Source organism: Xanthobacter wiegelii, assembly GCF_043193855.2.
GTDB classification, from domain to species: domain Bacteria; phylum Pseudomonadota; class Alphaproteobacteria; order Rhizobiales; family Xanthobacteraceae; genus Xanthobacter; species Xanthobacter flavus_A.
The window spans coordinates 3,065,972-3,088,293 of record NZ_CM195529.1 but is presented as its reverse complement, the minus strand read 5'-3'; the positions used below and the strand labels follow the sequence as shown (position 1 = coordinate 3,088,293).

Annotated in this window: 21 protein-coding genes; 5 read left to right on the top strand and 16 right to left on the bottom strand. The window is 65.0% G+C overall.

Features of this window, described 5'->3' with window-relative positions; translation table 11 throughout:
* Nucleotides 1-52: 52 nt before the first annotated feature.
* The 13 genes from V5F63_RS14305 to pstS form a co-directional block, all read right to left on the bottom strand.
* Nucleotides 53-1,351 (bottom strand): MFS transporter, encoded by a 1,299-nt coding sequence (locus V5F63_RS14305; RefSeq protein WP_149577654.1) that lies wholly within the window; start codon nucleotides 1,349-1,351, stop codon nucleotides 53-55.
* Entirely contained in the window at nucleotides 1,348-2,763 is a 1,416-nt protein-coding gene (locus V5F63_RS14300) for an FAD-dependent oxidoreductase (protein WP_149577653.1), read from the bottom strand. The genes V5F63_RS14305 and V5F63_RS14300 overlap by 4 nt, the downstream gene beginning before the upstream one ends.
* Before the next feature lie 61 nt (nucleotides 2,764-2,824).
* Entirely contained in the window at nucleotides 2,825-3,229 is a 405-nt protein-coding gene (locus V5F63_RS14295) for a PadR family transcriptional regulator (RefSeq protein WP_041575984.1), read from the bottom strand.
* Nucleotides 3,230-3,350: 121 nt separating this feature from the next.
* Nucleotides 3,351-3,785 carry an arsenate reductase (glutaredoxin) gene (gene arsC / locus V5F63_RS14290; RefSeq protein WP_012115938.1) on the bottom strand — a complete coding sequence of 145 codons (435 nt, stop codon included), beginning with the start codon at nucleotides 3,783-3,785 and terminating at the stop codon, nucleotides 3,351-3,353.
* Between the two features lie 17 nt (nucleotides 3,786-3,802).
* The gene (gene phnE / locus V5F63_RS14285) at nucleotides 3,803-4,621 is read right to left on the bottom strand and encodes a phosphonate ABC transporter, permease protein PhnE (RefSeq protein WP_012115937.1); all 819 of its coding nucleotides are present in this window, start codon (nucleotides 4,619-4,621) and stop codon (nucleotides 3,803-3,805) included.
* A complete protein-coding gene (gene phnE / locus V5F63_RS14280) occupies nucleotides 4,621-5,427 on the bottom strand; it encodes a phosphonate ABC transporter, permease protein PhnE (protein WP_149577652.1) in 807 nt (268 codons plus the stop codon). The genes phnE (V5F63_RS14285) and phnE (V5F63_RS14280) overlap by 1 nt, the downstream gene beginning before the upstream one ends.
* Entirely contained in the window at nucleotides 5,424-6,278 is an 855-nt protein-coding gene (gene phnC, locus V5F63_RS14275; protein WP_394070222.1) for a phosphonate ABC transporter ATP-binding protein, read from the bottom strand. Before phnC ends, phnE (V5F63_RS14280) begins: the two co-directional genes overlap by 4 nt.
* A 23-nt stretch (nucleotides 6,279-6,301) precedes the next feature.
* A complete protein-coding gene (phnD, locus tag V5F63_RS14270) occupies nucleotides 6,302-7,270 on the bottom strand; it encodes a phosphate/phosphite/phosphonate ABC transporter substrate-binding protein (protein ID WP_149577650.1) in 969 nt (322 codons plus the stop codon).
* Between the two features lie 66 nt (nucleotides 7,271-7,336).
* Complete coding sequence (gene arsJ, locus V5F63_RS14265) at nucleotides 7,337-8,596, bottom strand: organoarsenical effux MFS transporter ArsJ (RefSeq protein WP_149577649.1); 1,260 nt, start codon at nucleotides 8,594-8,596, stop codon at nucleotides 7,337-7,339.
* A 1-nt stretch (nucleotide 8,597) separates the two neighbouring features.
* Nucleotides 8,598-9,641, bottom strand: coding sequence for an ArsJ-associated glyceraldehyde-3-phosphate dehydrogenase (locus V5F63_RS14260; RefSeq protein ID WP_149577648.1), 1,044 nt, complete (start codon nucleotides 9,639-9,641; stop codon nucleotides 8,598-8,600).
* Between the two features lie 52 nt (nucleotides 9,642-9,693).
* Nucleotides 9,694-10,755 (bottom strand): ACR3 family arsenite efflux transporter, encoded by a 1,062-nt coding sequence (gene arsB, locus V5F63_RS14255; protein WP_394102929.1) that lies wholly within the window; start codon nucleotides 10,753-10,755, stop codon nucleotides 9,694-9,696.
* A gap of 81 nt (nucleotides 10,756-10,836) precedes the next feature.
* On the bottom strand, nucleotides 10,837-11,724 hold the full coding sequence (locus tag V5F63_RS14250; RefSeq protein WP_149577646.1) for an arsenate reductase/protein-tyrosine-phosphatase family protein: 888 nt from the start codon (nucleotides 11,722-11,724) through the stop codon (nucleotides 10,837-10,839).
* 45 nt (nucleotides 11,725-11,769) lie between these two features.
* A complete protein-coding gene (gene pstS / locus V5F63_RS14245; protein ID WP_012115929.1) occupies nucleotides 11,770-12,798 on the bottom strand; it encodes a phosphate ABC transporter substrate-binding protein PstS in 1,029 nt (342 codons plus the stop codon).
* 545 nt (nucleotides 12,799-13,343) lie between these two features.
* Here pstS and V5F63_RS14240 point away from each other — a divergent pair.
* The 4 genes from V5F63_RS14240 to pstB all read left to right on the top strand — a co-directional run bounded on the left by V5F63_RS14240 (nucleotide 13,344) and on the right by pstB (nucleotide 17,144).
* Nucleotides 13,344-14,345 carry a PstS family phosphate ABC transporter substrate-binding protein gene (locus tag V5F63_RS14240; protein WP_012115928.1) on the top strand — a complete coding sequence of 334 codons (1,002 nt, stop codon included), beginning with the start codon at nucleotides 13,344-13,346 and terminating at the stop codon, nucleotides 14,343-14,345.
* Between the two features lie 162 nt (nucleotides 14,346-14,507).
* Nucleotides 14,508-15,359 (top strand): phosphate ABC transporter permease subunit PstC, encoded by an 852-nt coding sequence (gene pstC, locus V5F63_RS14235; RefSeq protein ID WP_081437185.1) that lies wholly within the window; start codon nucleotides 14,508-14,510, stop codon nucleotides 15,357-15,359.
* Between the two features lie 10 nt (nucleotides 15,360-15,369).
* Entirely contained in the window at nucleotides 15,370-16,305 is a 936-nt protein-coding gene (pstA, locus tag V5F63_RS14230; RefSeq protein ID WP_012115926.1) for a phosphate ABC transporter permease PstA, read from the top strand.
* A complete protein-coding gene (pstB, locus tag V5F63_RS14225; protein ID WP_012115925.1) occupies nucleotides 16,305-17,144 on the top strand; it encodes a phosphate ABC transporter ATP-binding protein PstB in 840 nt (279 codons plus the stop codon). The genes pstA and pstB overlap by 1 nt, the downstream gene beginning before the upstream one ends.
* Nucleotides 17,145-17,228: 84 nt before the next feature.
* Here pstB and V5F63_RS14220 read toward each other — a convergent pair whose 3' ends face one another.
* Entirely contained in the window at nucleotides 17,229-18,182 is a 954-nt protein-coding gene (locus V5F63_RS14220; RefSeq protein ID WP_149577645.1) for a helix-turn-helix transcriptional regulator, read from the bottom strand.
* 227 nt (nucleotides 18,183-18,409) lie between these two features.
* Here V5F63_RS14220 and V5F63_RS14215 point away from each other — a divergent pair, with 227 nt between their 5' ends.
* Nucleotides 18,410-19,258: a sulfite exporter TauE/SafE family protein gene (locus V5F63_RS14215; RefSeq protein ID WP_149577644.1), complete on the top strand. Its 849-nt coding sequence runs from the start codon at nucleotides 18,410-18,412 to the stop codon at nucleotides 19,256-19,258.
* Between the two features lie 48 nt (nucleotides 19,259-19,306).
* On the opposite strand, the gene V5F63_RS14210 is transcribed toward V5F63_RS14215, so the two are convergent.
* Both V5F63_RS14210 and V5F63_RS14205 read right to left on the bottom strand, forming a co-directional pair.
* Nucleotides 19,307-21,769: an arsenate reductase (azurin) large subunit gene (locus V5F63_RS14210; protein ID WP_149577643.1), complete on the bottom strand. Its 2,463-nt coding sequence runs from the start codon at nucleotides 21,767-21,769 to the stop codon at nucleotides 19,307-19,309.
* Between the two features lie 11 nt (nucleotides 21,770-21,780).
* The gene (locus V5F63_RS14205; RefSeq protein ID WP_012115921.1) at nucleotides 21,781-22,302 is read right to left on the bottom strand and encodes an arsenate reductase (azurin) small subunit; all 522 of its coding nucleotides are present in this window, start codon (nucleotides 22,300-22,302) and stop codon (nucleotides 21,781-21,783) included.
* Nucleotides 22,303-22,322 lie beyond the last annotated feature (20 nt).

The following is a 22,322-nucleotide window of genomic DNA, read 5'->3' as shown; positions in this document are numbered from 1 at the left end:
ATGCGTTGTTCCGCTTTAATTCTTTTCAGGAAGGGTGTGTTGCGGCGGGGGCTTAGCGGCGGTCCGGCATAGAAGGAGCCCTCTCGTGGCGCTCCATGTCCTCGTTCCGCGAAAAGGCTGCTGCGGCCCAGAAGGCGCCCGCCAGCAGGACGCCTCCCGCAGCCATGGCAGAGAGGACCGCGCCGTAAGACTGGGATTGCGCCCAGAGGAGCGCGGCACCGGCGGGTGCCAAAGCGCGGGCGAGCATCGAGGGCGCCGCCAGCGCGCCGTTCACGGCGCCATAGGCCTGCCGGGTCAGCATCTCCGGCACGGCGAGCCCACGCACGATGGTCATGATGCCGTTGGCGCTGCCGTAGAGCGCCACGATGGCCGCCACCAGGGCAAAGCTGGGTGGCAGCCACGCCAAGGCGAGTATGGCGACCGGAAAGGCTAGCACGGCACAGCTGCCGATGAGTCGCACCGGAGCGCGCGGCGCGAACACCGAGACGGCGATCCGACCCGCCACCTGGGTTGGGCCGATGATGGCCATGGCCAGCACCACGCTGCCCGCCGTGAAGCCGCGCTCCAGCAGCAGGGGATAGAGGTGGAAGGTGAAGGCGGAGAAGGTGGCGGCATAGGCGGTGAACGCCACCGCCAGGGCCCAGAAGGTGGGCCGGCGGGCAACGCGCCCCATGACCTGCCGCAGGGTGCCCGCTCCCGACAGTGCAAGAGCGTGGACCGGCGATGCCGCGTGGTCGGCCGCGGGCCGGATCACCGCGGCATAGAGCGGCGCGCACACCACGAGGTTCACGGCGCCGAGCGCCACCAGTGCGCCACGCCAGCCCGCCAGATCCAGCAGGATCTGGATCAGCGGAATGAAGACCGTGGAGGCAAATCCGCCCCATAGGGTGAGCGCGGTAATGCCGGCCCGGGCGCCGGCCGCTCCGGTCCTGCGCGCCACCACCGCGAACGCCGGCTCATAAAGGGTTGCCGCCTGGAGGACGCCGATGGCGGCCATCAGGCTATAGAACAGCCAGAGCTGCTGCACCTGCGACCAGGCAAGGAGGCAGAGGCCGGCGAGGCCGGCTCCCGCCGCCATCACCCACCTGCCGTGGCCTTTGTCGACGGCGGCGCCCACGGGGAAGGCGGCCATGCCCCCGAGGGCGAGGCCGAGCGTCGCGGCGCCGAACAGATCCGGCTTCGACCAGCCGAGGTCGCGCTCCATGGCCTCCGCTATCAGGGGAAAGCTGTAGTAGAGCGATCCCCAGGAGCAGATCTGGCCAATGCCGAGGCCGGTGATGAACAGGCTGCGGCCGGAAAGCGGGCGCGCTGGCGCCGGTTGCGCGAGTTCGCCGCTCAGGCCGCTGGTCACGCGGCCGTCCCGCGGCGGGGTGGCGCCTCGGCCTGCGGCGCGGCGGTATCGCAGCCGCAGCCGTCCTTGCCTTCCGCCTTGGCCTGGGCATCGTCCGCGCAGCAGGCATCGGCGTCCCGAGGCGCAGGCCCACCACAACAGCCGGATGCCCCTGCCGTCACCGGTGCGGCGCTGCAGACGCCGGTCTCCGGCAGCACCAGATGGACACTGCGCGCCGCGTCGTGATCGCCGGCGATCTCCGCCGCGATGGAGCGGACCTGCTCATAGCCCGTGGCCATCAGGAAGGTGGGGGCGCGGCCGTAGGACTTGGAGCCGACGATGTAGAAGCCCGGCTCGGGGTGGGCCAGCTCCGCCGCGCCATGGGGCGGGACGGTGCCGCACGAATGCAGGTTCGGGTCGATCAGCGGCGCGAGGGCCGGCGGTGCCTCGACGGCGGGATCGAGGGCGACGCGCACCTCGCGCAGCACGGCAAGGTCGGGGCGAAAGCCGGTGGCCACCACGATCCGGTCCACGGTCCTGGTCCAGGGCTCCGTGCCGAGACGGCCGGACACGTCCAGCCCCGCCGCGCCGCCGACAATCCGCTCCGCCGCGAACGGCGCGAGGACATCGAGCCGGCCGGCGGCGATGGCCTGCGTCGCCGCAAGGCCGAGGGCACCGCGGGCGGGCAGCGCGTCGTTGAGGCCGCCGCCCAGCAGCTTCTCCATGCGGTTGCGCCGAAGCGCCCAGGTGACGCGGGTCGTTGGCGCCGCCTCCTGCAGGCGGAGAAGATCGAGCACCACATTGATGGCCGAATGGCCGGAGCCCACCACCAGCACGCGCCGGCCGGAATAGGTCTCGCGCTCAGCGCCGGACACGTCGGGAATGCCATAGGCGACATGCGCGGCTGCCTCTTCCTCGCCGGGCACCGGCAGGCCGTCCGCGCCCATGGGGTTGGGCTGGCTCCAGGTGCCGGAGGCGTCGATGACGGCACGGGCGAGCGAACGGTGCTCAGCGCCGTTCGCGTCGCGCCAGCAGATCGCGAACGGCGTGTCCGCGCGCCCCTCGGATGACATCTTGTCGAGGCCGTGGCGGGCGATGGCGCTCACCTGTGCCCCGAACCGCAGGTGGGGCGCAAGGGCGGGATGAGCCGCCAGCGGCTCGAGATAGTGCCGCACGATCTCCCCGCCGAGCGGCAGGGCCTTGGGGTTCGGCGCGCTCCAGCCGGTTTCCTCCAGCAGCGTGCGGGCGGCCGCGTCGATGTTGTAGCCCCAGGGCGAGAACACCCGCACGTGGCCCCAGGCCTTGAGCGAGGTGCCGACGCCGGCGCCGCGCTCGAAGACGAGAGGCGCGAGGCCGCGGGCCAGCAGATGCGCCGCGGCGGCAAGCCCCACGGGGCCGGCTCCGATGATAGCGACGGGTAGCGATCCGGTCATGACGGGAGACTCCGATGGTCGATCCATTGACGAGCGATGCTTAAGGGCAAATGAATGCGGGTCAGGGGCAGCATCCCGGAGTGCTCCCGACTTTGTCCGGCGCGCCGGCGATCATCTTCTCCGCGTCGACCAGACAGCGCGTTACGTCCATCCAGGCCTCCACCGCCACCTTGAAGGCGGCGCGGCCCTTGTCCGTGAGGGTGTAGACCTTGCGCTCGCGGCCCGAGACCACCTCGCTTGCAGCGGTGACGTATCCGCCCTCCTCGAACTCCCGCAGCACCGGATAGATGGTGCCCTCTGCAGGGGAACAGCAGCCGTTCGTCGTTGCCTCGACTGCCCTTGCCACGTCGTATCCGTGCATGGGCCGCTGATGCAGCACGCACAGAATGAAGAATTTGGACAGGCTCATCTTGATGGTGCCGTTCCAGTAGGCACGGCTCAGGAAATCGGGCCCGGGCTTCGGCACCGGGGCGGGCGACGGCGGAACGGATGGGGTGGCCGATGGAGAGGTTCGAGACATGCAGGAAGGCTATACATCGATCATCAATGTGTCAATCATCAAGGCATACTTGAAAGCGCTCCCCGCGTCAGCAAACGCGCCGTCCCTCGGCATCGATCACCACCTCTCCATCCTCCTTCGTAAACGGCCCTTTCTGCGGCGCGGGCAGGATGTCCAGGACCCTTTCCGACGGCCGGCACAGCCGCGCCCCGAGCGGGGTGAAGACGAACGGCCGGTTAATGAGGATGGGGTGGGCCATCATGGCATCGAGCAGAGTGTCGTCGGTGAGGGCGGGATCGTCGAGGCCGAGTTCGGCATAGGGTGTGCCCTTCTGGCGGGTCGCGGCGCGCACCGTGAGGCCCGCCGCGGCGATGGCGGCGGCGACCTCTTCCCGCGCGGGCGGGGTCTTGAGATATTCGACGATCGTCGGCTCGATACCGGCGTTGCGGATCAGGGCGAGCGTGTTGCGCGATGTGCCGCAGGCCGGATTGTGCCAGATGGTGACAAGGGAATGCTCAGTCATCGTTCAGGCTCCGAAGATCAGATGATGGCGTGGCGGACCTTGGCGGACACCCATTCGCTCACCACCACGGTGGCGAGGATCACCATGAGGATCAGCGTCACCTGCGGCCACGCCAGCGTATTGAGCGAGCTTTCCAGGTTGAGTCCTATCCCGCCCGCGCCAACCAGGCCGAGCACCGTGGATTCGCGGATGTTGATGTCCCAGCGAAACACGCTGATGCCGGCGAAGGCGGGCATGATCTGCGGCACGATCCCGTAGGCGAGGGTCTGGGCGCCCGAGGCGCCGGTAGCGCGGATCGCCTCCACCTGGCTCTCGTCGATTTCCTCGATGGCCTCGTAGAGCAGCTTGCCGATGAAGCCGATGGACCTGAGCGCGATGGCGATGATGCCGGCCAGCACGCCCGGACCCAGGATCGCCACCAGCAGCAGCGCCCAGATGATGGAATTAATGGAGCGCGAGGCGACGATGACGAACAGCGCCAGCGGCCGCACGAAGGCGGCGCTAGGCGTGGTGTTGCGTGCCGCGAGGAAGGCCACCGGCACCGACAGCACGATGGCGATGAGCGTGCCGAGGGTGGCAATGTTGAGCGTGTCCCAAAGCGGCTTGAGCAGTGCCGGGAAATAGGACCAGCGCGGCGGGACCATGCGCGCGCCGATGTCGGCGGCCTGGGTGGGGGCATCCCAGACGAAGGCCCAGATGGTGCCTTCCGTCATCACCCGCCAGCAGAACACGGTGAAGGCCACGGCGAGAAGCCAGCCGAACCACACGGCGATCTGGCCGCGCGAAGTGCGCCGTTGCCAGGACCGGCGGCCTTCGGGGAGGGCTATGACCGGCATTATTTCACCGGCCCGCGCACGAGGCCGGAGACATATTCGCTCGCCATCACGATGGCGATGATGAGGATGAGGATGGCGGCGGCGCTGTCGAACTCGTAACGATCGATAGCGGTGTTGAGCGTGGCACCGATGCCGCCCGCGCCGACGATGCCCACCACCGCGGATTCGCGGAAATTGATGTCGAGCCGGTAGAGCGAAAGCCCGAGGAGGCGCGGCGCCACCTGCGGCAGCACCCCAAAGGCGATCAGCGATGGCCAGGGCGCCCCGGTGGCGCGGATCGCCTCCACAGGGGCGGGGTCGATGTCCTCGATGTCCTCGGCCAGCAGCTTGGAGAGGAAGCCGATGGTGGCGAACGACAGGGTGAGGAAGCCCGCGAACGGCCCGAAGCCCACCATGGCCACCAGCAATATGGCGACGATGATCTCCTGCAGGGACCGCGACACGGCGATGATGGCCCGGCAAGCGAAATAGACCCCGCGCGGCACCACGTTGCGGGCGGCGCCGATGCCGATGGGAACCGAGATGGCGATGCCCACCACGGTGGAGGTCACCGTCATGGTCAGGCTCTCGATCATGCCCTGGATGATGTCGTCCCAGCGCCGGGAGAAGTTCGGCTCCAGGAAGCCGGAGATGAAGCGCAACCCGCGCGCCCAGCCGTCCGACAGGCGTGCCCAGTTGACCTCGACGCTGCCGAGGGCGAGCGCCAGATAGAGCGCCGCGCCGCCGATGAGTGCATAGCGCAGCCAGGGATTGGCGACGAGCGGCGGCGGCCGCCAGCGGTGCGCCGGAACGGACACAGCGCTCACAGCGTCCTCGCCACGGCGGATGGCGTGGCCTGGACCCGCAGGACACGGACCGCATCCTCGGCGGCGGCTTCTTCCACCGCATCATCCTCCGCCTCGCGGATGGTGCGCGACCAGTCCTCCTCGCCATAGATGGCGGTGAGCACATCGGTGTCGAGTGCCTCCGGAGGGCCGTCGAACACGGTGCGCCCGGCCTTGAGGCCGATGATGCGCTGGACGAACATCTGCGCCAGCGCCACGTCGTGGGTGTTGACGATGGCGGCGAGCCGGCGCTCGGCGCACACCTCGACGATGAGGCGCATGATCTGGCGCGAGGTCTTGGGGTCGAGGCTGGCGGTGGGCTCGTCCACTAGCATGATGTCCGGCTCCTGCACCAGAGCGCGGGCGATGCCGACGCGCTGGCGCTGGCCGCCGGACAGCTCGTCCGCCCTCTTGTCCACGTGATCCATCAGGCCAACGCGGTCGAGCACGGCGAAGGCCCGGTCAACGTCGGCCTGGGGAAACCGGCGCAGGAAGGCGCGCCAGAAGCCCACGTATCCGAGCCGGCCGGAGAGCACGTTCTCCATCACCGTGAGGCGCTCCACCAGGGCATATTCCTGGAAGATCATGCCCATGCGCCGCCGCGCGCGCCGCAGGCCCATGCCTCCGAGGCGGGTGATCTCGGTGTCGCCGAGGCGGATGGAGCCGGACGTGGGCTCCACCAGCCGGTTCATGCAGCGGATGAGGGTGGACTTGCCTGCCCCCGACGGACCGATCAGGCCCACCACCTGGCCGGCGGGGATGCTGAGCGAAACATCATCGAGGGCCTTGTCCCCCTTGGCGTAGCGCTTGGACAGACCGGCGATGGTCAGCATCCCACAGTCCCTCTCTCCAGAGTTTACTTGCAGGCGTAGCTGACGCCCATGGCGTCATCGACCTGGCGCACCACCGCCCAGGTCTCCTTGAAGGTGATGGGAATGAATTTCTCCTGCGGCGGCTCGGCCGACTGGAACTCCTTCAGGAGAGCAGTGCCATCCCAATTGAAGCTGAAGAACGCCTCTTTCACCTTGGCGGCGAGCTCGGGCTTCAGATTGTAGGCATAGCCATAGCCGGTGGTGGGGAAGGTCTGCGACTTGTAGATCGTCACCACCTGCTCGGGTTTGATCACGCCGCGGGCGATCATGCGCTTCATCACCGAATTGGCGACGGCCGCTGCCGGATAATCCTTGTTGGCGACGCCGATGATGGAATTGTCGTGCTTGCCGGAGAAGGCGGGTTCGTAATCCTTGCCCGCCTCCATGCCGAACTGCGAGCGCAGCAGCGCGGACGGCGCCTTGTAGCCGGAATTGGAGGTCTCCGAGGTGAAGGCCATCTTCTTCCCCTTGATGTCCTCGACCTTGGTGATGCCGGAGCCGGGATAGGTGATGATCTCCATCTCGTAGCCGTAGGCACCGTCCTTCGAGGCCATCATGGCGAACGGCACGAAGCCGGAGCAGGCGACGGCGATGGGATTGGAGCCGGTGTTGAAGCCGGCCACATGCAGGCGCCCGGCGCGCATAGCTTCGAGTTGGGCGGCGTTGGACTGCACGGGGAAGAACTGCACCTTCTTGCCGGTCACCTTCGCGAGATGGTCGGTGAATTCCTGCCACACCTTGGCGTAGACGGCCGGATCCTCAACGGGGGTGTAGGAGAAGATCAGCGTGTCCGGGTCGATCTGCTTGGAAGGATCAGTCGGCGCGTCCGCGACCATGTCGCCATTCGCGTCCGTGAAGCGTGGGTCGAGCTTGAAGTCGGCATGGGCGATGCTTGGCCCCAGGCACATGGCGGCAAGCAAGAGGGTGCGTGCGAGAAAGCGCGGTAGCGTCATCTCTTCTCTCCAGTGACGGTGTAGTTCAATCGGACGATGCTGGTACGCGAACTCGAAGCCGGAGCCTTATCTGCTCGGTGCCGGCGTTCCCATCGGCTGGGAATGAAGCGGCAGCAGGAGGGTGGTGCCAAAACAGACGGCGAGCATCAGGGCCGACCCCCCGAGGCAGGCATAGATCCCACCCACCTGATAGAGCAGGCCGGACAGGAGGGTGCCGATGAAGCGCCCCGCTGCATTGGCGGCGTAATAGAAACCCACGTCCTCGGCTGCCTTCTCCGATCCGGCATAGGCCAGGATCAGGTAGGAATGCAGGGAGGAGTTCACGGCGAAGGCGGCGCCGAAGATGGCGAGCCCGATCACGACGATGATGTCCGGCCGCAGGGGTGTCACGGCGAGGAGCACGGCGATGGCCACCGGCACCAGAGCGAGGCCGAGCGCCCACCAGCGCGCCGCTGGCACTTCCTTGGACAGGCCGTCCGGGCTGCGGCTCACCACGGCGGGCGCGGATGCCTGCACGATGCCGTAGCCGATGGTCCACAGCGCGAGGAAGCCGCCCACCATGGGAAAGGTCCAGCCCATCCCATAGAGGAAGACCGGCACGCCCACCACGAACCACACGTCCCGCGCGCCGAACAAGGCGACGCGGGCAGCAGCGAGCAGGTTCACACCCCGGCTCTTGCCGAACAATTCTCTTGCCGAACTACTCGCCTTGGCCTTGCCCATCATAGGCGGCAGGGACAGCAGCACGCCGAGAAGCACCAGCGCCAGCACGGCAGCCATGAGCCACAGCGACAAGCGAAAGCCGAACGCCTCCAGGAGCACGCCGCCAAGAAAGAAGCCGAAGCCCTTCATGGCATTCTTGGAACCGGTGAACCACGCCACCCAGCGAAACAGGCGCCCCTCGGCGTTACCCTTGGCCTCGGCCTCCGTCACCTTGATGGCGGACTTGGAGGCGGTCTTGGTGAGGTCCTTCGCCACGCCGCACACGCCCTGCGCCGCCACCACCCAGGCAACAAGAACGGCCGTTTCCCAGGTGGGCGACATGGCGGAGAGCAGCAGGAAGCCGGCGATCTGGGTCGTGAGCCCGACTGTCAGCATACGGGTGATGCCGAAGCGGGCGGCGAGCCAGCCGCCGATGAAGTTCGCCCCGATGCCCGCCGCCTCGTAGAGCAAGAACAGGAAGGCGAGGGTGAAGGGCGAGTAGCCGAGCTTGAAGAAGGTGAACAGCACCAGCATGCGCAAGGCGCCGTCGGTCAGCGTGAAGCCCCAATAGGCCGCGGTGACGATGGCGTAGTTGCGCAGGCCCGCGGAGGATGACGCCGCCATCTCACAGCCCCACGCGTTCGAGGTGGCAGGCAAGGTCCACCATGCGGCAGGCATAGCCCATCTCGTTATCGTACCAGGCATAGACCTTGAGCAAGGTGCCGTCGGTGACGAGGGTGGACGGCCCATCAACGATTGCGGAGCGGGTGTCGCGGGCGTAGTCCGCCGACACCAAAGGGCGCGGCTCGAAGCCGAGGATACCGTTGAGCGCACCCGCGGCGGCCTTGGCGAACAACGCGTTCACCTCGTCCGCCGTGGTCTCGCGGTTGAGCTCGAACACGCAGTCGGTGAGCGAGGCGTTGAGCACCGGGGCGCGCACCGCATGGCCGTTCAGCTTGCCCTTCAGCTCGGGATAGATGAGGGCGATGGCGGTGGCGCTGCCGGTGGTAGTAGGCTGCAGCGAGAGCATGGCCGAGCGGGCGCGGCGCAGGTCCTTGTGGGGCGCGTCCACCACCACGTTGGTGTTGGTGGGATCGTGGATGGTGGTGATCTGGCCGTGGCGGATGCCGATGGCCTCGTGCACCACCTTCACCACCGGGGCGAGGCAGTTGGTGGTGCAGGAGGCAGCGGTGACGATGGGATGCGTCTCTCGGTCGTAGAGCTGCTCGTTCACCCCCACCACAACGTTCAGCACGGACGGGTCTTTCACCGGCGCGGCGACGATTACGCGCTTGGCGCCGCGCTTCAGGTGACCTTCGAGCACGGCGGGGGTGAGAAACTTGCCGGTGGACTCCAGTACGAGGTCCACGCCGAGATCGCCCCAGGGGATATCGCCCGGCGTCGCGTGAGAGGAGAAAGACAAGCTCTTCTCGCCGATGCGCACACTATCCGCGCCCTCGGCTGCGATGGGCGCACGCCAGCGCCCCTGTACGCTGTCGAATTCGAGGAGATGGGCGATGGCTTCCGCCCCACCCTTGATCTCGTTGAGATGAACGATCTCGAGCCGGTTGTTGCCGCGCGGATCATTGTCCGGGCGGTAGGCCGCCCCCATGGCCGCGCGAAGCGAAAGCCGTCCAATGCGGCCGAGGCCGTTGATCCCTACTCTCATGGCACCGTCATCCTCGCAAACTTTGAAAAGGTGCGGCGTTGCCGCGATGATCTCAGGCTTTGGTGCGGTCGCCGGCGTCCGTCACCCTCACGCCGCCGGCTTCGTACCAGTCCTTGGTATGGTTCACGATCCACACCACCGAGAGCATCACCGGAACCTCGATGAGCACACCCACCACGGTGGCGAGAGCCGCACCCGACTTGAATCCGAACAGGCTGATGGCGGCAGCCACCGCCAGCTCGAAGAAATTGGAGGCCCCAATGAGGGCAGAGGGGCCGGCCACGCAGTGGGCTTCGCCGGACAGCCGGTTCAGGAGATAGGCAAGGCCCGAGTTGAAATAGACCTGGATCAAGATCGGCACGGCCAGCAGCGCAATCACCAGCGGCTGGGCGAGGATCTGCTCGCCCTGGAAGGCGAACAGCAGCACCGGGGTGGCGAGCAGCGCCACCAGGGAGAGCGGCTGGAGCACGCCGAGCAGGCGATCGAGCCCGGCCTGTCCACCGGTCGCCAGGATGCGCCCGCGGAGGAGCTGCGCCGCGATCACCGGGACGACGATGTAGAGCATCACCGACAGGAAGAGTGTGTCCCACGGCACGGTGATGGAGGAGAGCCCGAGCAACAGCCCCACGACGGGCGCGAAGGCGACGATCATGATGGCGTCGTTCAGCGCCACCTGGGACAAGGTAAAGTGGGGCTCACCCTTGGTGAGATTTGACCAGACGAACACCATGGCCGTGCAGGGCGCCGCCGCCAGAAGGATGAGGCCGGCGATATAGCTATCGATCTGGTCGGCTGGCAGGTAGGGTCGGAACAGATAGCCGATGAACAGCCAGCCGAGGAACGCCATGGAGAACGGCTTCACCGCCCAGTTCACCAGCAGCGTCACCGAGATTCCGCGCCAGTGCCGGCCGACCTCCTTGAGCGCGGCAAAGTCGATCTTGACCAGCATGGGCACGATCATCAGCCATATGAGGATGGCTACCGGCAGGTTGACCCGCGCCACTTCCAGCGCCCCGATGGTCTGGAACACGGACGGCGCCAGCGCGCCAAGCGCGACGCCGGCGATGATGCACAGGAACACCCAGAGAGTGAGATAGCGTTCAAACACGGACACGGTGCGGGATCTCCCAAGGCCGCCAGCTGCGGCCGATTGCGGCGAGAGCGTGGGCGCGGTCTGTTTCAGGACGACGACAGTTCACGCGGCCTGTCCCGAGAGTGTGAGGTCCGTCGCTCCCTCCATTTTCCCGATCTCGCCGATGCGCTCCTTGAGCGAAGCAAGATCGAGCTGCTCAAATGGCAGGTTGACGAAGGCGGAGATACGCCCGGCGAGCCGACGGTAGGTGGCAACGAAGGCAGCCTTCTGCTCAGCTTCGGTTCCCTTCACCCGGATCGGGTCGGGCAGACCCCAATGGGCCTGTAGCGGATGACCGGGGAAGGCAGGGCAGATTTCCCCAGCTGCGGCGTCGCAGGTAGTGATGACGAAATCCATCTGGGGCGCATCCGGCCTGGCGAACCCATCCCAGCTCTTGGAGGCGAGGTTCGTCGTGTCGTAGCCGAGCGAGTCGAGCAGATCGATAGCCATCGAGTGCGGCTTGAGCTTCGGCCGACTGCCGGCCGAGTAGGCCTTGAAGCGGCCTCGCCCCTCGCGGTTGAGCAACGCCTCCGCGATCAGCGACCGTGCCGAGTTGGCCGAGCAGACCAGCAGAACATTGTAGACGCGATCATTCCCAGCGGCAGGACGCAGCTGTGGAAAGGCCGCGGGGCCGGTCCCGCACCGGGGGGAGACGGCAAAACCCATCTCCGCCATCAGTTGGCTCAGCACAGGGCCCGCTGTGGACAAGCTGACGGCATAGATGATGGACCGTCCCTCGCGCCGCGACGTGACAAGGCCGGCACGCTCCAGCACGCCGAGGTGCACCGACATGGTATTGTGCGCTACCGCCAGCAGGCGGGCGATGTCGCCCGCCTGAAGGCCATAGGGCACATAGCGCAGCAGAAGACGATAAGTCTCGAAGCGCGTGCCTTGGGACAGCGCATCGAAGATCCGCGTGGCGTCTTCCCCATTCAGCTTCGTCTCGTCCATCTTGTCTCACCGTTCGAATGCTGCTCACGCGTCAGCCCAAGTGCCTCAGGCGCCGCCCTTGAAGGTCCTGGCCCAATAGTCCTTGACCTGCTGGACCAGAGCCGGCGGCAAGGGAACATAGCCGAGCTCGGACGCAAATTTCTCGCCCTCGCCCAGGGCGAAACGCCAGAACTCGAAGGCGGCTTGGCTGTTCGCCGGCACCTTCGGCTCGCGGTACATGAGAGCGAAGGTGGTCGCCGCAATAGGATAGGCATCCTCGGCGGGGGAATCGGTGATGACGACGAAAAAGTCCTTGGCGCCGGCCCAATCGAAGCTCAGCGCCGCCGCCTGGAACGCCGCCGCGCTGGGTGCGATGAACTTGCCAGCACGGTTCTGGACGAGGCCATAGGCCAGCTTCACCTGCACCACATAGGTGTATTCGACATAGCCGATGGCATTCGGGACCCGCTTGACCTCGGTCGAGACCCCTTCGTTACCGCGCGCGCCATACCCCACCGGCCAGGCGACTGCGCTGCCTTCGCCGACCTGCTGCTTCCACTCCGGGCTCGCCTTGGCAAGGTAGGACACCCAGTTGAACGTGGTTCCAGATCCATCGGAACGGTGCACCACCACGATCTTCGCGTTGGGCAGCTTGACGTCGGGATTGAGGGCCCTGATGGCGGGATCGGACCAGGTCGTGACCTTGCCGAGATAGATGTCAGCGAGAAGGGCGCCGGTGAAGCGGAGCTGGCCGGGCCCCACGCCGTCCACGTTGAACACCGGAACGACGCCACCGAACACGATGGGGAACTGGCCGAGGCCATATTTCTCCAGTTCTTCCGGCTTCAGCGGCTTGTCGGACGCGCCGAAATCCACCACCCCGTCCTTAATACGGTTGACGCCGGCCGACGAACCCACCGACTGGTATCCTACGATGTGGCCTGTGCGCTCACGAAACGCCTCCGCCCATTTCCAGATGATCGGATAGGCGAAGGTGGAGCCGGCACCCCGCACCTCCGCGGCGCGCGCCGGAGGCGCGAACATCGACAGGGCCGCGAGCGTCGCCGCAGCTGTCCAGACAAGAATGCGATTCACGGCTGGCCTCCCTTGGGTCCTAGCGACATATCGCTGGAAACAGATAGCTCCATACGAGTCATTATGTCGATAGGAGTGGACAGATCGCTATATGGCCTTCATGTCACTCTTGTGACGCCATTTGCGTCGCGCCAATCGCAGCGATAGTATAAATTATCGATATGTCGATACAAATGGAAATGATGTAATGTAGAGACGGAATGCTCGCGAGGTTGAGAGGCAAATTTGTTCGGGAGGAGAAATGAATAATAGGCGCTTCATATGGACTTTATATAAGTAATATACGTCAATCGAAGTCGGATAGCCTCTCAAAAATTGCAATCAACCATGGACAATTGCCACGATGTCCATATGATTTACATGAAATAAAGCCAACCATAGCCTAGAACTACGTTGCGTCATATTCGATAAAATCTCTGTTGATTCAGGAATATCGCTCGATATACACAAATTGTCATGAATTTGTTACATAACATGCTTAGAGCCCGTGAGGCTAGGTGAGCATCAGAAGCCCTAGCGGCACTGTCCAGGGAGACGGCATCCTCATGAAGATCATCACTCTCGCGAGCGCCCTCGCGCTGCTCGCTACCGGCGCGGCCTTCAACGGCGCCGCTGCCCAGGCACTGGTCAAGGTCGACGGGTCGTCCACGGTATTCCCCGTGACCGAAGCCATGGCGGAGGAATTCCAGAAGGCGAACAAGGATATCAAGGTGACGGTCGGCATCTCCGGTACCGGCGGCGGCTTCAAGAAGTTCTGCCGCGGAGAGATCGACATCTCTGACGCCTCGCGCCCCATCACCTCCGCCGAGCAGAAGGCCTGCAAGGAAGCCGGCATCGAGTATATCGAATTGCCGGTCGCCCTTGATGCGCTCACGGTCATCGTCCACCCGTCCAACACCTGGGCGAGCGAGATGACGGTTGCGGATCTGAAGAAGATCTGGGAGCCCGAGGCCCAGGGCAAGATCACCAACTGGAAGCAGGTCCGCGACAGCTACCCGGATCGGCCGCTGGTGCTCTACGGCGCGGGCGTCGACTCAGGCACTTACGACTATTTCACCGCCGCCATCGTCGGCAAGGAGCATTCCAGCCGCGGCGACTTCACCGCATCGGAGGATGACAACGTGCTGGTCCAGGGCGTGGCGGGCGATCCCAACGCCCTCGGCTTTTTCGGCCTTGCTTACTATGAAGAGAACACCGGCAAGCTGAAGGCGGTGAAGATCAAGGTCGATGACGCCGCGCCCGCCGTGGAGCCGTCGGTCGAGAACGCCCGCACCGGCAAGTACCAGCCTCTGTCGCGGCCGATCTTCATCTACGTGAACAAGAAGGCGGCCGAAACCCGTCCGGAGGTGGCGAAGTTCGTTGAGTTCTACCAGGACCCGAAGCACGCGGTCGAGCTGGTCAAGGAAGTCGGCTATGTGCCGCTGCCCGAGGCCGCCCTGAAGGTGTTCCAGGAGCGCTTCAAGAAGCGTGAGATCGGCACCGGCTTCACCGGGTCCAAGGTCGGCGTCTCCGTCGAGGATCTCGTCAAGGAAAAGCTCGTCTACTGACAGGTGATCTTGAGGGACCTGAGGGAGGTGCTCCGGCGCCTCCCTCCATTCAGGTGAGGGTTGGACGTGGTCGCACCGGTGTCTCCAGACTCAAGAACAGGCCGGTTGCGCCTGACGGTTTCTCCGGTCTTCCTGGCGCGACGCCGGGTGGTGGACCGCATCATGCGCGTTGTCCTGTTTCTCAGTGCCGCACTCTCTGTCCTGGTCACGGCGGGCATCGTCTACGTCCTCCTGTCCGAAAGCCTGAAATTCTTCGCACAGGTGTCGATCATCTCCTTCCTGACCGACACACAATGGACGCCGGTGTTTCAGGACAAGCACTTCGGCATCATGACTCTGGTATCCGGTACTTTGGTGAGTTCGCTCATCGCCCTGCTCGTCGCGATTCCAGCCGGTACCGTGCTCGCAATCTATCTGTCGGAGTTCGCGCGGCCACAGGTGCGCGAGACCATCAAGCCGTTTCTGGAGCTTATCGCAGGCGTGCCCACTGTGGCATTCGGCTATTTCGCTCTTTTGTTCCTCACGCCCATCTTCCAGATCTTCATTCCCGGGCTGGCGGGCTTCAACCTGCTCGTGCCGGGCATCGTCATGGGCATCATGATCCTGCCCTACATCGTTTCCGTGAGCGAGGACGCCATGCGCGCGGTCCCTGCGGAACTGAGGGAGGGGGCCTATGCGCTGGGCTTCACGCGGCTCCAGACGGCGACGCGGGTGGTGATCCCCGGCGCCTTCTCCGGGGTGACGGCGGCCTACATCCTCGGCATGTCGCGGGCGGTGGGCGAGACCATGGTGGTGGCCATTGCTGCGGGCCAGCAGGCGAAGCTCGCCCTGAACCCTCTGGAGGGCGCAGCCACGATCACCTCCTATATCGTCCAGATCAGCCTCGGCGACGTGCCACATGGCTCCATCGCTTATCTCACCATCTTCGCGGCGGGCATGACGCTGTTCCTCATGACTTTCGCCTTCAACATTCTCGCCTTCTGGCTCCGCCAGAAATACCGTGAAGTCTATTGAGGGGATGGCCGTGAAGCCGCTCGCCGCTCAACCCTCCCGCCGCCTCTCCGACGCGGAAATCGTCGCTCGGGCGCATCGGTCCGACCGCAATTTCGCGATCCTGGGCCTCAGCGTGCTCGTCATTTCCATGATCGTTCTGCTGTCGCTCATCGTGGACTTCATGGTGGACGGGCTTGGCCGCATTGATCTTGATTTCCTGACGAGCTTCCCCTCCCGACGCGCTTCGGAGGCCGGCATTCTGTCCGCCTGGGTCGGCACCACGCTGGTGATGCTGGTGACGACGGCGCTGGCGGTGCCGCTCGGCGTCGCAGCAGGCCTCTATCTTGAGGAATATGCGCCGCGGAACTGGATCACCCATCTCATCGAAATCAATGTGACCAATCTCGCGGGCGTGCCCTCCATCATCTATGGGCTGCTCGCCCTCGGCCTGTTCGTGCAGAGCTTCGCCATGGGCCAGACGATTCTAGTTGCGGGCATCACGCTGGCGCTTCTCATCCTGCCCATCATCATAGTCGCCACACGCGAGGCGGTGCGCTCCATCCCGCTCGAGATCCGCGAGGGCGCCTATGCGCTTGGCGCCGACAAATGGCAGACGGTGAGCGGCTACATCCTGCCCACCGCGCGTCCCGGCATCCTCACGGGTGCCATCGTCGGTATGTCACGGGCCATCGGCGAGACCGCGCCCATCATCACCATCGGCGCGCTCACCTTCATCGCCTTCCTGCCGCCTTCACCGGTCCAGGACACCTTTCCGTTCATCAATTTCAACTGGCTCAACTCGCCGTTCACGGTGATGCCGATCCAGATGTTCAACTGGGTTTCACGTCCCCAGGCGGCGTTCCACGTGAACGCAGCAGCAACCGGTCTCATTCTGCTGCTTATGACGCTGCTGATGAATGCGATCGCCATCTGGCTGCGCTACAAGATCCGCCGGAGCATGCGCTGATGCTGCAGCCCGGCCTTTCGGAGAACGAGATGACCGCCGTGACCCCAGCATTGGACGCCGTGGCCAGCAAGGAGCCCGCCCCCCTGCGCGCTTCTGTTCGCAACCTCAATTTCTTCTACGGCGACAACCAGGCGCTCAAGGGGGTGGAGCTTCCGATCGTCGAGGGTAAGGTCACCGCCCTCATTGGGCCGTCGGGATGTGGAAAGTCCACGCTCCTGCGCTGCTTCAACCGCATGCATGACCTATATCCGGGCAACCGGTATCAGGGCGAGATCATCCTCTATCCGGAGGGGATCAACATCGTGGCGCCGGAAGTAGATCCAATGCTCGCGCGTTTGCGCATCGGCATGGTGTTCCAGAAGCCCAACCCGTTTCCGAAATCGGTCTATGAGAATGTGGCATCCGGCCTCCACATCCGGGGCATCCGGAATCGCTCCGAAGTGGATGGGCGCGTGGAAGCCGCGCTACGCCAAGCCGCCCTATGGGACGAGGTGAAGGACCGCCTCCAGGAATCCGCCTATGGATTGTCGGGCGGCCAGCAGCAGCGCCTGTGCATCGCCCGCACCCTCGCCCCAGATCCGGAGCTCATCCTGCTCGACGAACCCACTTCGGCCCTCGACCCCATCGCCACGGCGAAGATCGAGGAACTGATGGACGAGTTGCGGGGCGCCTACACCATCGTGATCGTCACCCACAACATGCAGCAGGCGGCGCGCATCTCGGATTTCACCGCCTTCATGCATCTCGGCCACATGGTGGAATACGACGTGGCCAGCCTGATCTTCACCAACCCAACCGAGGAGCGCACGCGCTCCTATATCACCGGCCGGTTCGGCTGAGGCGTTCGGCTCGGTGGGAGGCGGCGGGAAGTTCGCTCGTGGACTTGGCATTCGGGCGCTTCAGCGACGGCAGTAGATTCGGCCTCACGTCTCAGCCACGATCTTCCCGATGTCGGTGATGTCATATCCGCCGATGCTCTTGAACTCGTTCTGGAACCGCTCCGAGCGCAGGATCTTGAGCATCGTCGCGACCTCCGGTGTGTCGAGATGCTCTTTACGGACCACAAGGTCGTAGCGTTCCCTCTTCAGTGGGACGAAGTCCACATTATCTACTTGGCGGGCGACCTTTTCCATCCCCACCGCCACGTCGGCGTCGCCACGGCCCACTGCGCTCGCCACGGCGAGATGGGATTGGTTCTCGCTATCGTAGCCCTTAATCCGGCTGGCGTAGAGATCGAGGAGCTTCAGGTTCTCGTCGAGCAGCACCCGCGATCCCGCCCCCTTCTCGCGGTTGATCATGGTGATGTCGTCGCGGGCGAAGTCCTGCCATGTTCGGATGGCCTTCGGGTTGCCTTTGGCGACGTAGAGGCCCTGCATGCGGTAGGTGACGTTGACCACCGCGCAGCGCACGCCAGGCAGTAAGGCACGGACATAGGGCACGTTGTAGTCGTCGCCGGCGCTGTCCCACAGATGTGCGCTCGCGACGGAGACCTTGCCGTAATAGAGCGAGACGAGGCTGTCGTAGCTGCCGATATAGGCCCTGAGCGCCATGACGCCGTGCATGCGCATGAAGTTGGACAGGATGTCGAGGATGAGGTCCTGGCCGCAGATGATGAAGCCGTCCCCGGCCCGACGCTCCGCCTTCAGGTCAAAATACCGGTTCTCGTCGAATGCCGGGCGGCCTGCCAGCTCGGGCGCGCGCGCGGCCCTGCCGGAGCGCTCGATATAGTCGCGCACGTTCGCCTCGGTGAAGCGGATCTTACGGCCGACCTTGTAGAAGCCGATCCCGCCTGCCTTGATCAGAGCATAAATGCCGCTCCGGCTGACGTGCAGCCGCTCGGCCACATCTTCGACAGTCAGGGCGTTAGGCGTATCCATGGAATGTCCGGCATCTCAATTCATCTAATTTCATATCATTTGGCATATAGCTCGGCCTTCGGCCAGCCGTCCTGACCATTCTATCTTTACAAAACAACATCTATTCGCCACGCTCGGCTCATTAAACCAGCAATATACCCGTCAAATCGTTTGTTTTCGTATCAATTCATATCATTTCATACCATGATGGCGGCTCCGTCCGAACGATCATGGCCGGAGGCTCATCCATGTCCCAGCAGTCCATTCCACTGTCGTCCGAGCGTGCCAACACACGGGACGAGCGGGGGTCCAACCCTGGCCCCCCGCCGGTGCCGGCCTTCGCCGGGGGCGCCCTCATCGGCATGCTCGGCGGTCTCATCGGGCTTGGTGGCGCAGAGTTCCGCCTGCCGCTGCTGATCGGCCCATTCCGCTTCCGGGCGCTCGAAGCGGTCATCCTCAACAAGGCCATGAGCCTGGTCGTCGTCGCTAGCGCGCTGCCGTTCAGGGCGGCGACGGTGCCCTTCAGCGCGATCGCGACCAACTGGCCGATCATCCTCAACCTGTTGGCGGGTAGCCTCGTTGGCGCCTGGTTCGGCGCCGGCTGGGCCACCCGGCTCAGCTCCCGCACCCTCTACCGGGTCTTGGCAGTCCTGCTGGTGCTGATCGCCGTCGCCCTCCTGTTCGGACACGGATCGACCGCAGCGTCCGCGCTGCTTTCGGGACCCTGGCTGATCGTGGCCGGCGTCATTGCGGGATTCGCCATTGGCGTGGTCGCCTCGCTGATGGGCGTGGCCGGCGGTGAGCTGCTGATTCCGACGCTGGTGCTTCTCTTCGGCGCGGACATCAAGCTCGCCGGCAGCCTGTCGCTGGCGGTGAGCCTGCCCACCATGATCGTCGGCTTCACCCGCTACAGCCGCGACAACGCCTTCGCCACCGTCGCGCAGAACAAGGTGTTCGTGGCCGTGATGGCGGTGGGCTCCATCGTGGGCGCCTTCATCGGCGGGCACCTCCTTGGGCTTGTGCCCGAGCAGGTCTTGCTTCCCATCCTGGCGCTGATCCTCGTCGTGTCATCGGTGAAAGTGTGGCGCCACGGATGAGGGTGCGGTCTCGGCCGGCGCCAGAACGCCGGCCGATGGTGCCCGCCGTCAGGCCGGATACTCCTTCGACTTGAAGGTCAGGTGCCGCACGCCTTCCGGCGCGTCGGCGATCTTGCGGATGTTGCCCCACGTCTGCTTGTAGTTGGGGATGATGTCCTCGTTGACCCCCGCGGACACCACATTGCCCTGCACGCCGGTCGGGAAGCCGAACAGCATGAAAGTCTCCTTCCGCTTCGCCGTGGGGGTGGGATAGGCCATGGCCTGGGTGGAGCCGTTCTCGTTGTAGACCTCCACGAGATCGCCGCTCTTGAGGCCAAGCTCGCCCATGTCCTGCGGGTTCATCTCGATGAAGGGATAGGGCCAGCGATCCATGACCAGCTCATTCTCCACGTCAAGATAGGCGCTCTGCCAGACGAGGTTCGCCCGCCCGTTATTGATGAGGAAGGCGAACTTGTCCTTCTCCGCCTGTTTGCCGGGGGCCTGGAGGCCGCGCCACCGGGTTTCGGCGAACACCGCCTTGCCGTCCGGCTTGTTGAACTTGCCATCGGCGAACAGCCGCTTGGTGCCGACGATCTTGCCGTCTGCGAAGGCCGTGGCGGGCTCCTGGAAGCCGTTAGTGCCCATGGTCCGCAGGCGATCGTAGGTGACGAACGCGCCGCCCTTTTCGTTCTTGGCGTAGCCGTCCATGAAGGCGTCTTCCTCGCTCTTCCAGTCGAAGCCCTTGAACTTGTCCGCCACCTCCGTTTTGCCCATGGCGCGCAGCACCCGCTCCATGTGATTGGCGATCCGCGCGGCGATGAGGCAATCGGGCATGGCCTGGCCCGGCGGGTCCATGTAGCGCTCGGTAAGGCGCATGCGCCGCTCGCCGTTCATGGAGGTGAGGTTCATCTCGCCGGATGTCGCGGCGGGCAGCATCACATGGGCGGCCTCGCCGATATGGGTCGGCACGATGTCCACGTCGACGCTGAACAGCCCACCCTTGCGGATGGCGCCCAAGATGGCGGCCACCATGGCATCGCGGTCGCCGTAGGGCACGCTGGCCATGGCGTCCTTCACGAGGTCCGTGCGCATCTTGTAGGCGCGCTTGAAAGCCATGGCGTTGAGCGTGGTCTTGTAGTGGTCGCAGCCCCAGATGTGGTGCACGCCGCCCTTGCCCTCGATCAGCAGCTTGTCCACATAGGCTGCGGGCCGGCCCACATGGGCGTCGGACGGGCGGCAATAACCCTCCTGGTGGCCGCCCATGCGCACGCAGCCGCCGCCCGGACGGCCGATATTGCCGGTAGCGAGGGCGAGATTCACCAGCGCCTGGTTGGTGCGGTAGTTGTCATTGCCCCAGATGAGGCCCTTCTCATAGGCGAACATGGTCCGCCGACGTGCCCCGCCGGCCTTGGGCTCGCCGATCCAGGTGACCGCCTTGACGATGTCCGCCTCGCTGAGGCCGGTGGCGCGAGCGGCTTCCGCCACGCTCACCTTGTTGGCCGCCAGGGCCTTGTCGAAGTCCTTCGTGGAGGCCGCGATGAAACCCTTGTCGATCCACCCCTTCTCCGCCGCGTAGGTGAGCCAGGCGTTGAACAGGATCAGGTCGGTGCCGGAATTGAGGGCGAGATGGAGCACGTTCTCCTTGCCCGCCTCCACCTCGCTGGCATTCACGGTGACGGTGCGGCGCGGATCGACGATGACGATGCGCGCCTTGGCCACCGGCTCGCTGCCGAACTCCGCCTTCTTCTTGTCGAGGGAGGTTCCGCGCAGGTTGGGCACCCAGTGGTTCAGGAAATAGTTGGTCTGGGTTTCCAGCGCGTTCGTGCCCACCGCTACGAGGGTGTCGGCGAGCTCCGCGTCCTCGTAGCAATTGTTGAGCTCGCCCACCCCCATGTCGCGCGAGCCGTGGACCTCCGAATTGTAGGCCGGGCGATTGTGGATGCGGATGTTCTTTACCTTCATGGCGCCGAAATAGAGCTTTCCGGTGCCCCAGGTGTTCTCGTATCCGCCGCCCGCGCCGCCGTGGTCGAAGGCGGACACGAACAGGCCGTCCTCGCCCTGCTCAGCGATCACCGCTGCGGTGACGCGGGCGACGAGGTCGAGGGCGTCGTCCCAGCTCGTGGGCTGGAGCTGTCCGTAGCGCCAGACCTGGGGATCGGTGAGGCGCTGGAGCTGGGTGTTGCGCTGGCGCGAATAGCTCATCTCGGCGATCCGCGCGCCGCGCACGGAGCCGAGGCCGGAATTCACCACGCACGCCTTGTCGGGCTTGATGACGATGTGCACGTCTCGCCCGTTCTGCCTGACGATGTTGTACATGGACGGCGCATACCAGGCTGCGGTCTCTGCCGGCTGTTGCCTGGAGAGATCGACGCCGAAGGCGTTCTCGCCCGGCGCCGTGCCGCCCTCGTATCGGGCGTCCCAACTATAGGCCTTGTAGCCGCAGCCGACGATGCAATAGTGGCAGACGACGTTGTGGACGGTCGCATTGGCGGGAATGATGGGCAATTGGCCGATCTGGCGCTTGTAAGCCATGGTGTCCTCCCTCAGAGCACGTTGGAGAGGCGGCCGTAGAGCAGCTCATCCACGCCTTCGGCATAGATGTCGCCCTTCGCGTCCACACGCAGCGCGTATTGCGGCAGGTTCTGCGTCGCCTGGCCCCAGATCTGCTGGCCGCCTTTCTCGCAATCGAAGCGGGAATAATGGCCGGGGCAGTTCAGCGTCTTGTCCGTCGTGCTGTAAGAAAGGGGAAATCCCTTGTGCGGGCAGACGGTGGTGAAGCCGACGATGTCGCCGTCGGGTCCGGCGCCTCCGGCCACGCGTGTCCCGAGCTTCAGAAGGACGCCGGGCGCGTCGTCATCGGGATAGGCCACGTCCAGCGGCTCATTAACTTTCAGGTCCTTCACATTGGCGAGGCGGTTCGCTGGATATCTCACCAACGCGACCGCAGGGGCCGCCTTGGCTTGGGCCGGCAGAACGGAGGCGACGGCGGCGCCTGCGGTCGCAAGGCCGGCGCCGGTCAGGAAGCTGCGGCGGCCGGCATCGACGAGGCTGGGACATCTTTTCATGAAAGCTCCTCCCAGAGCGT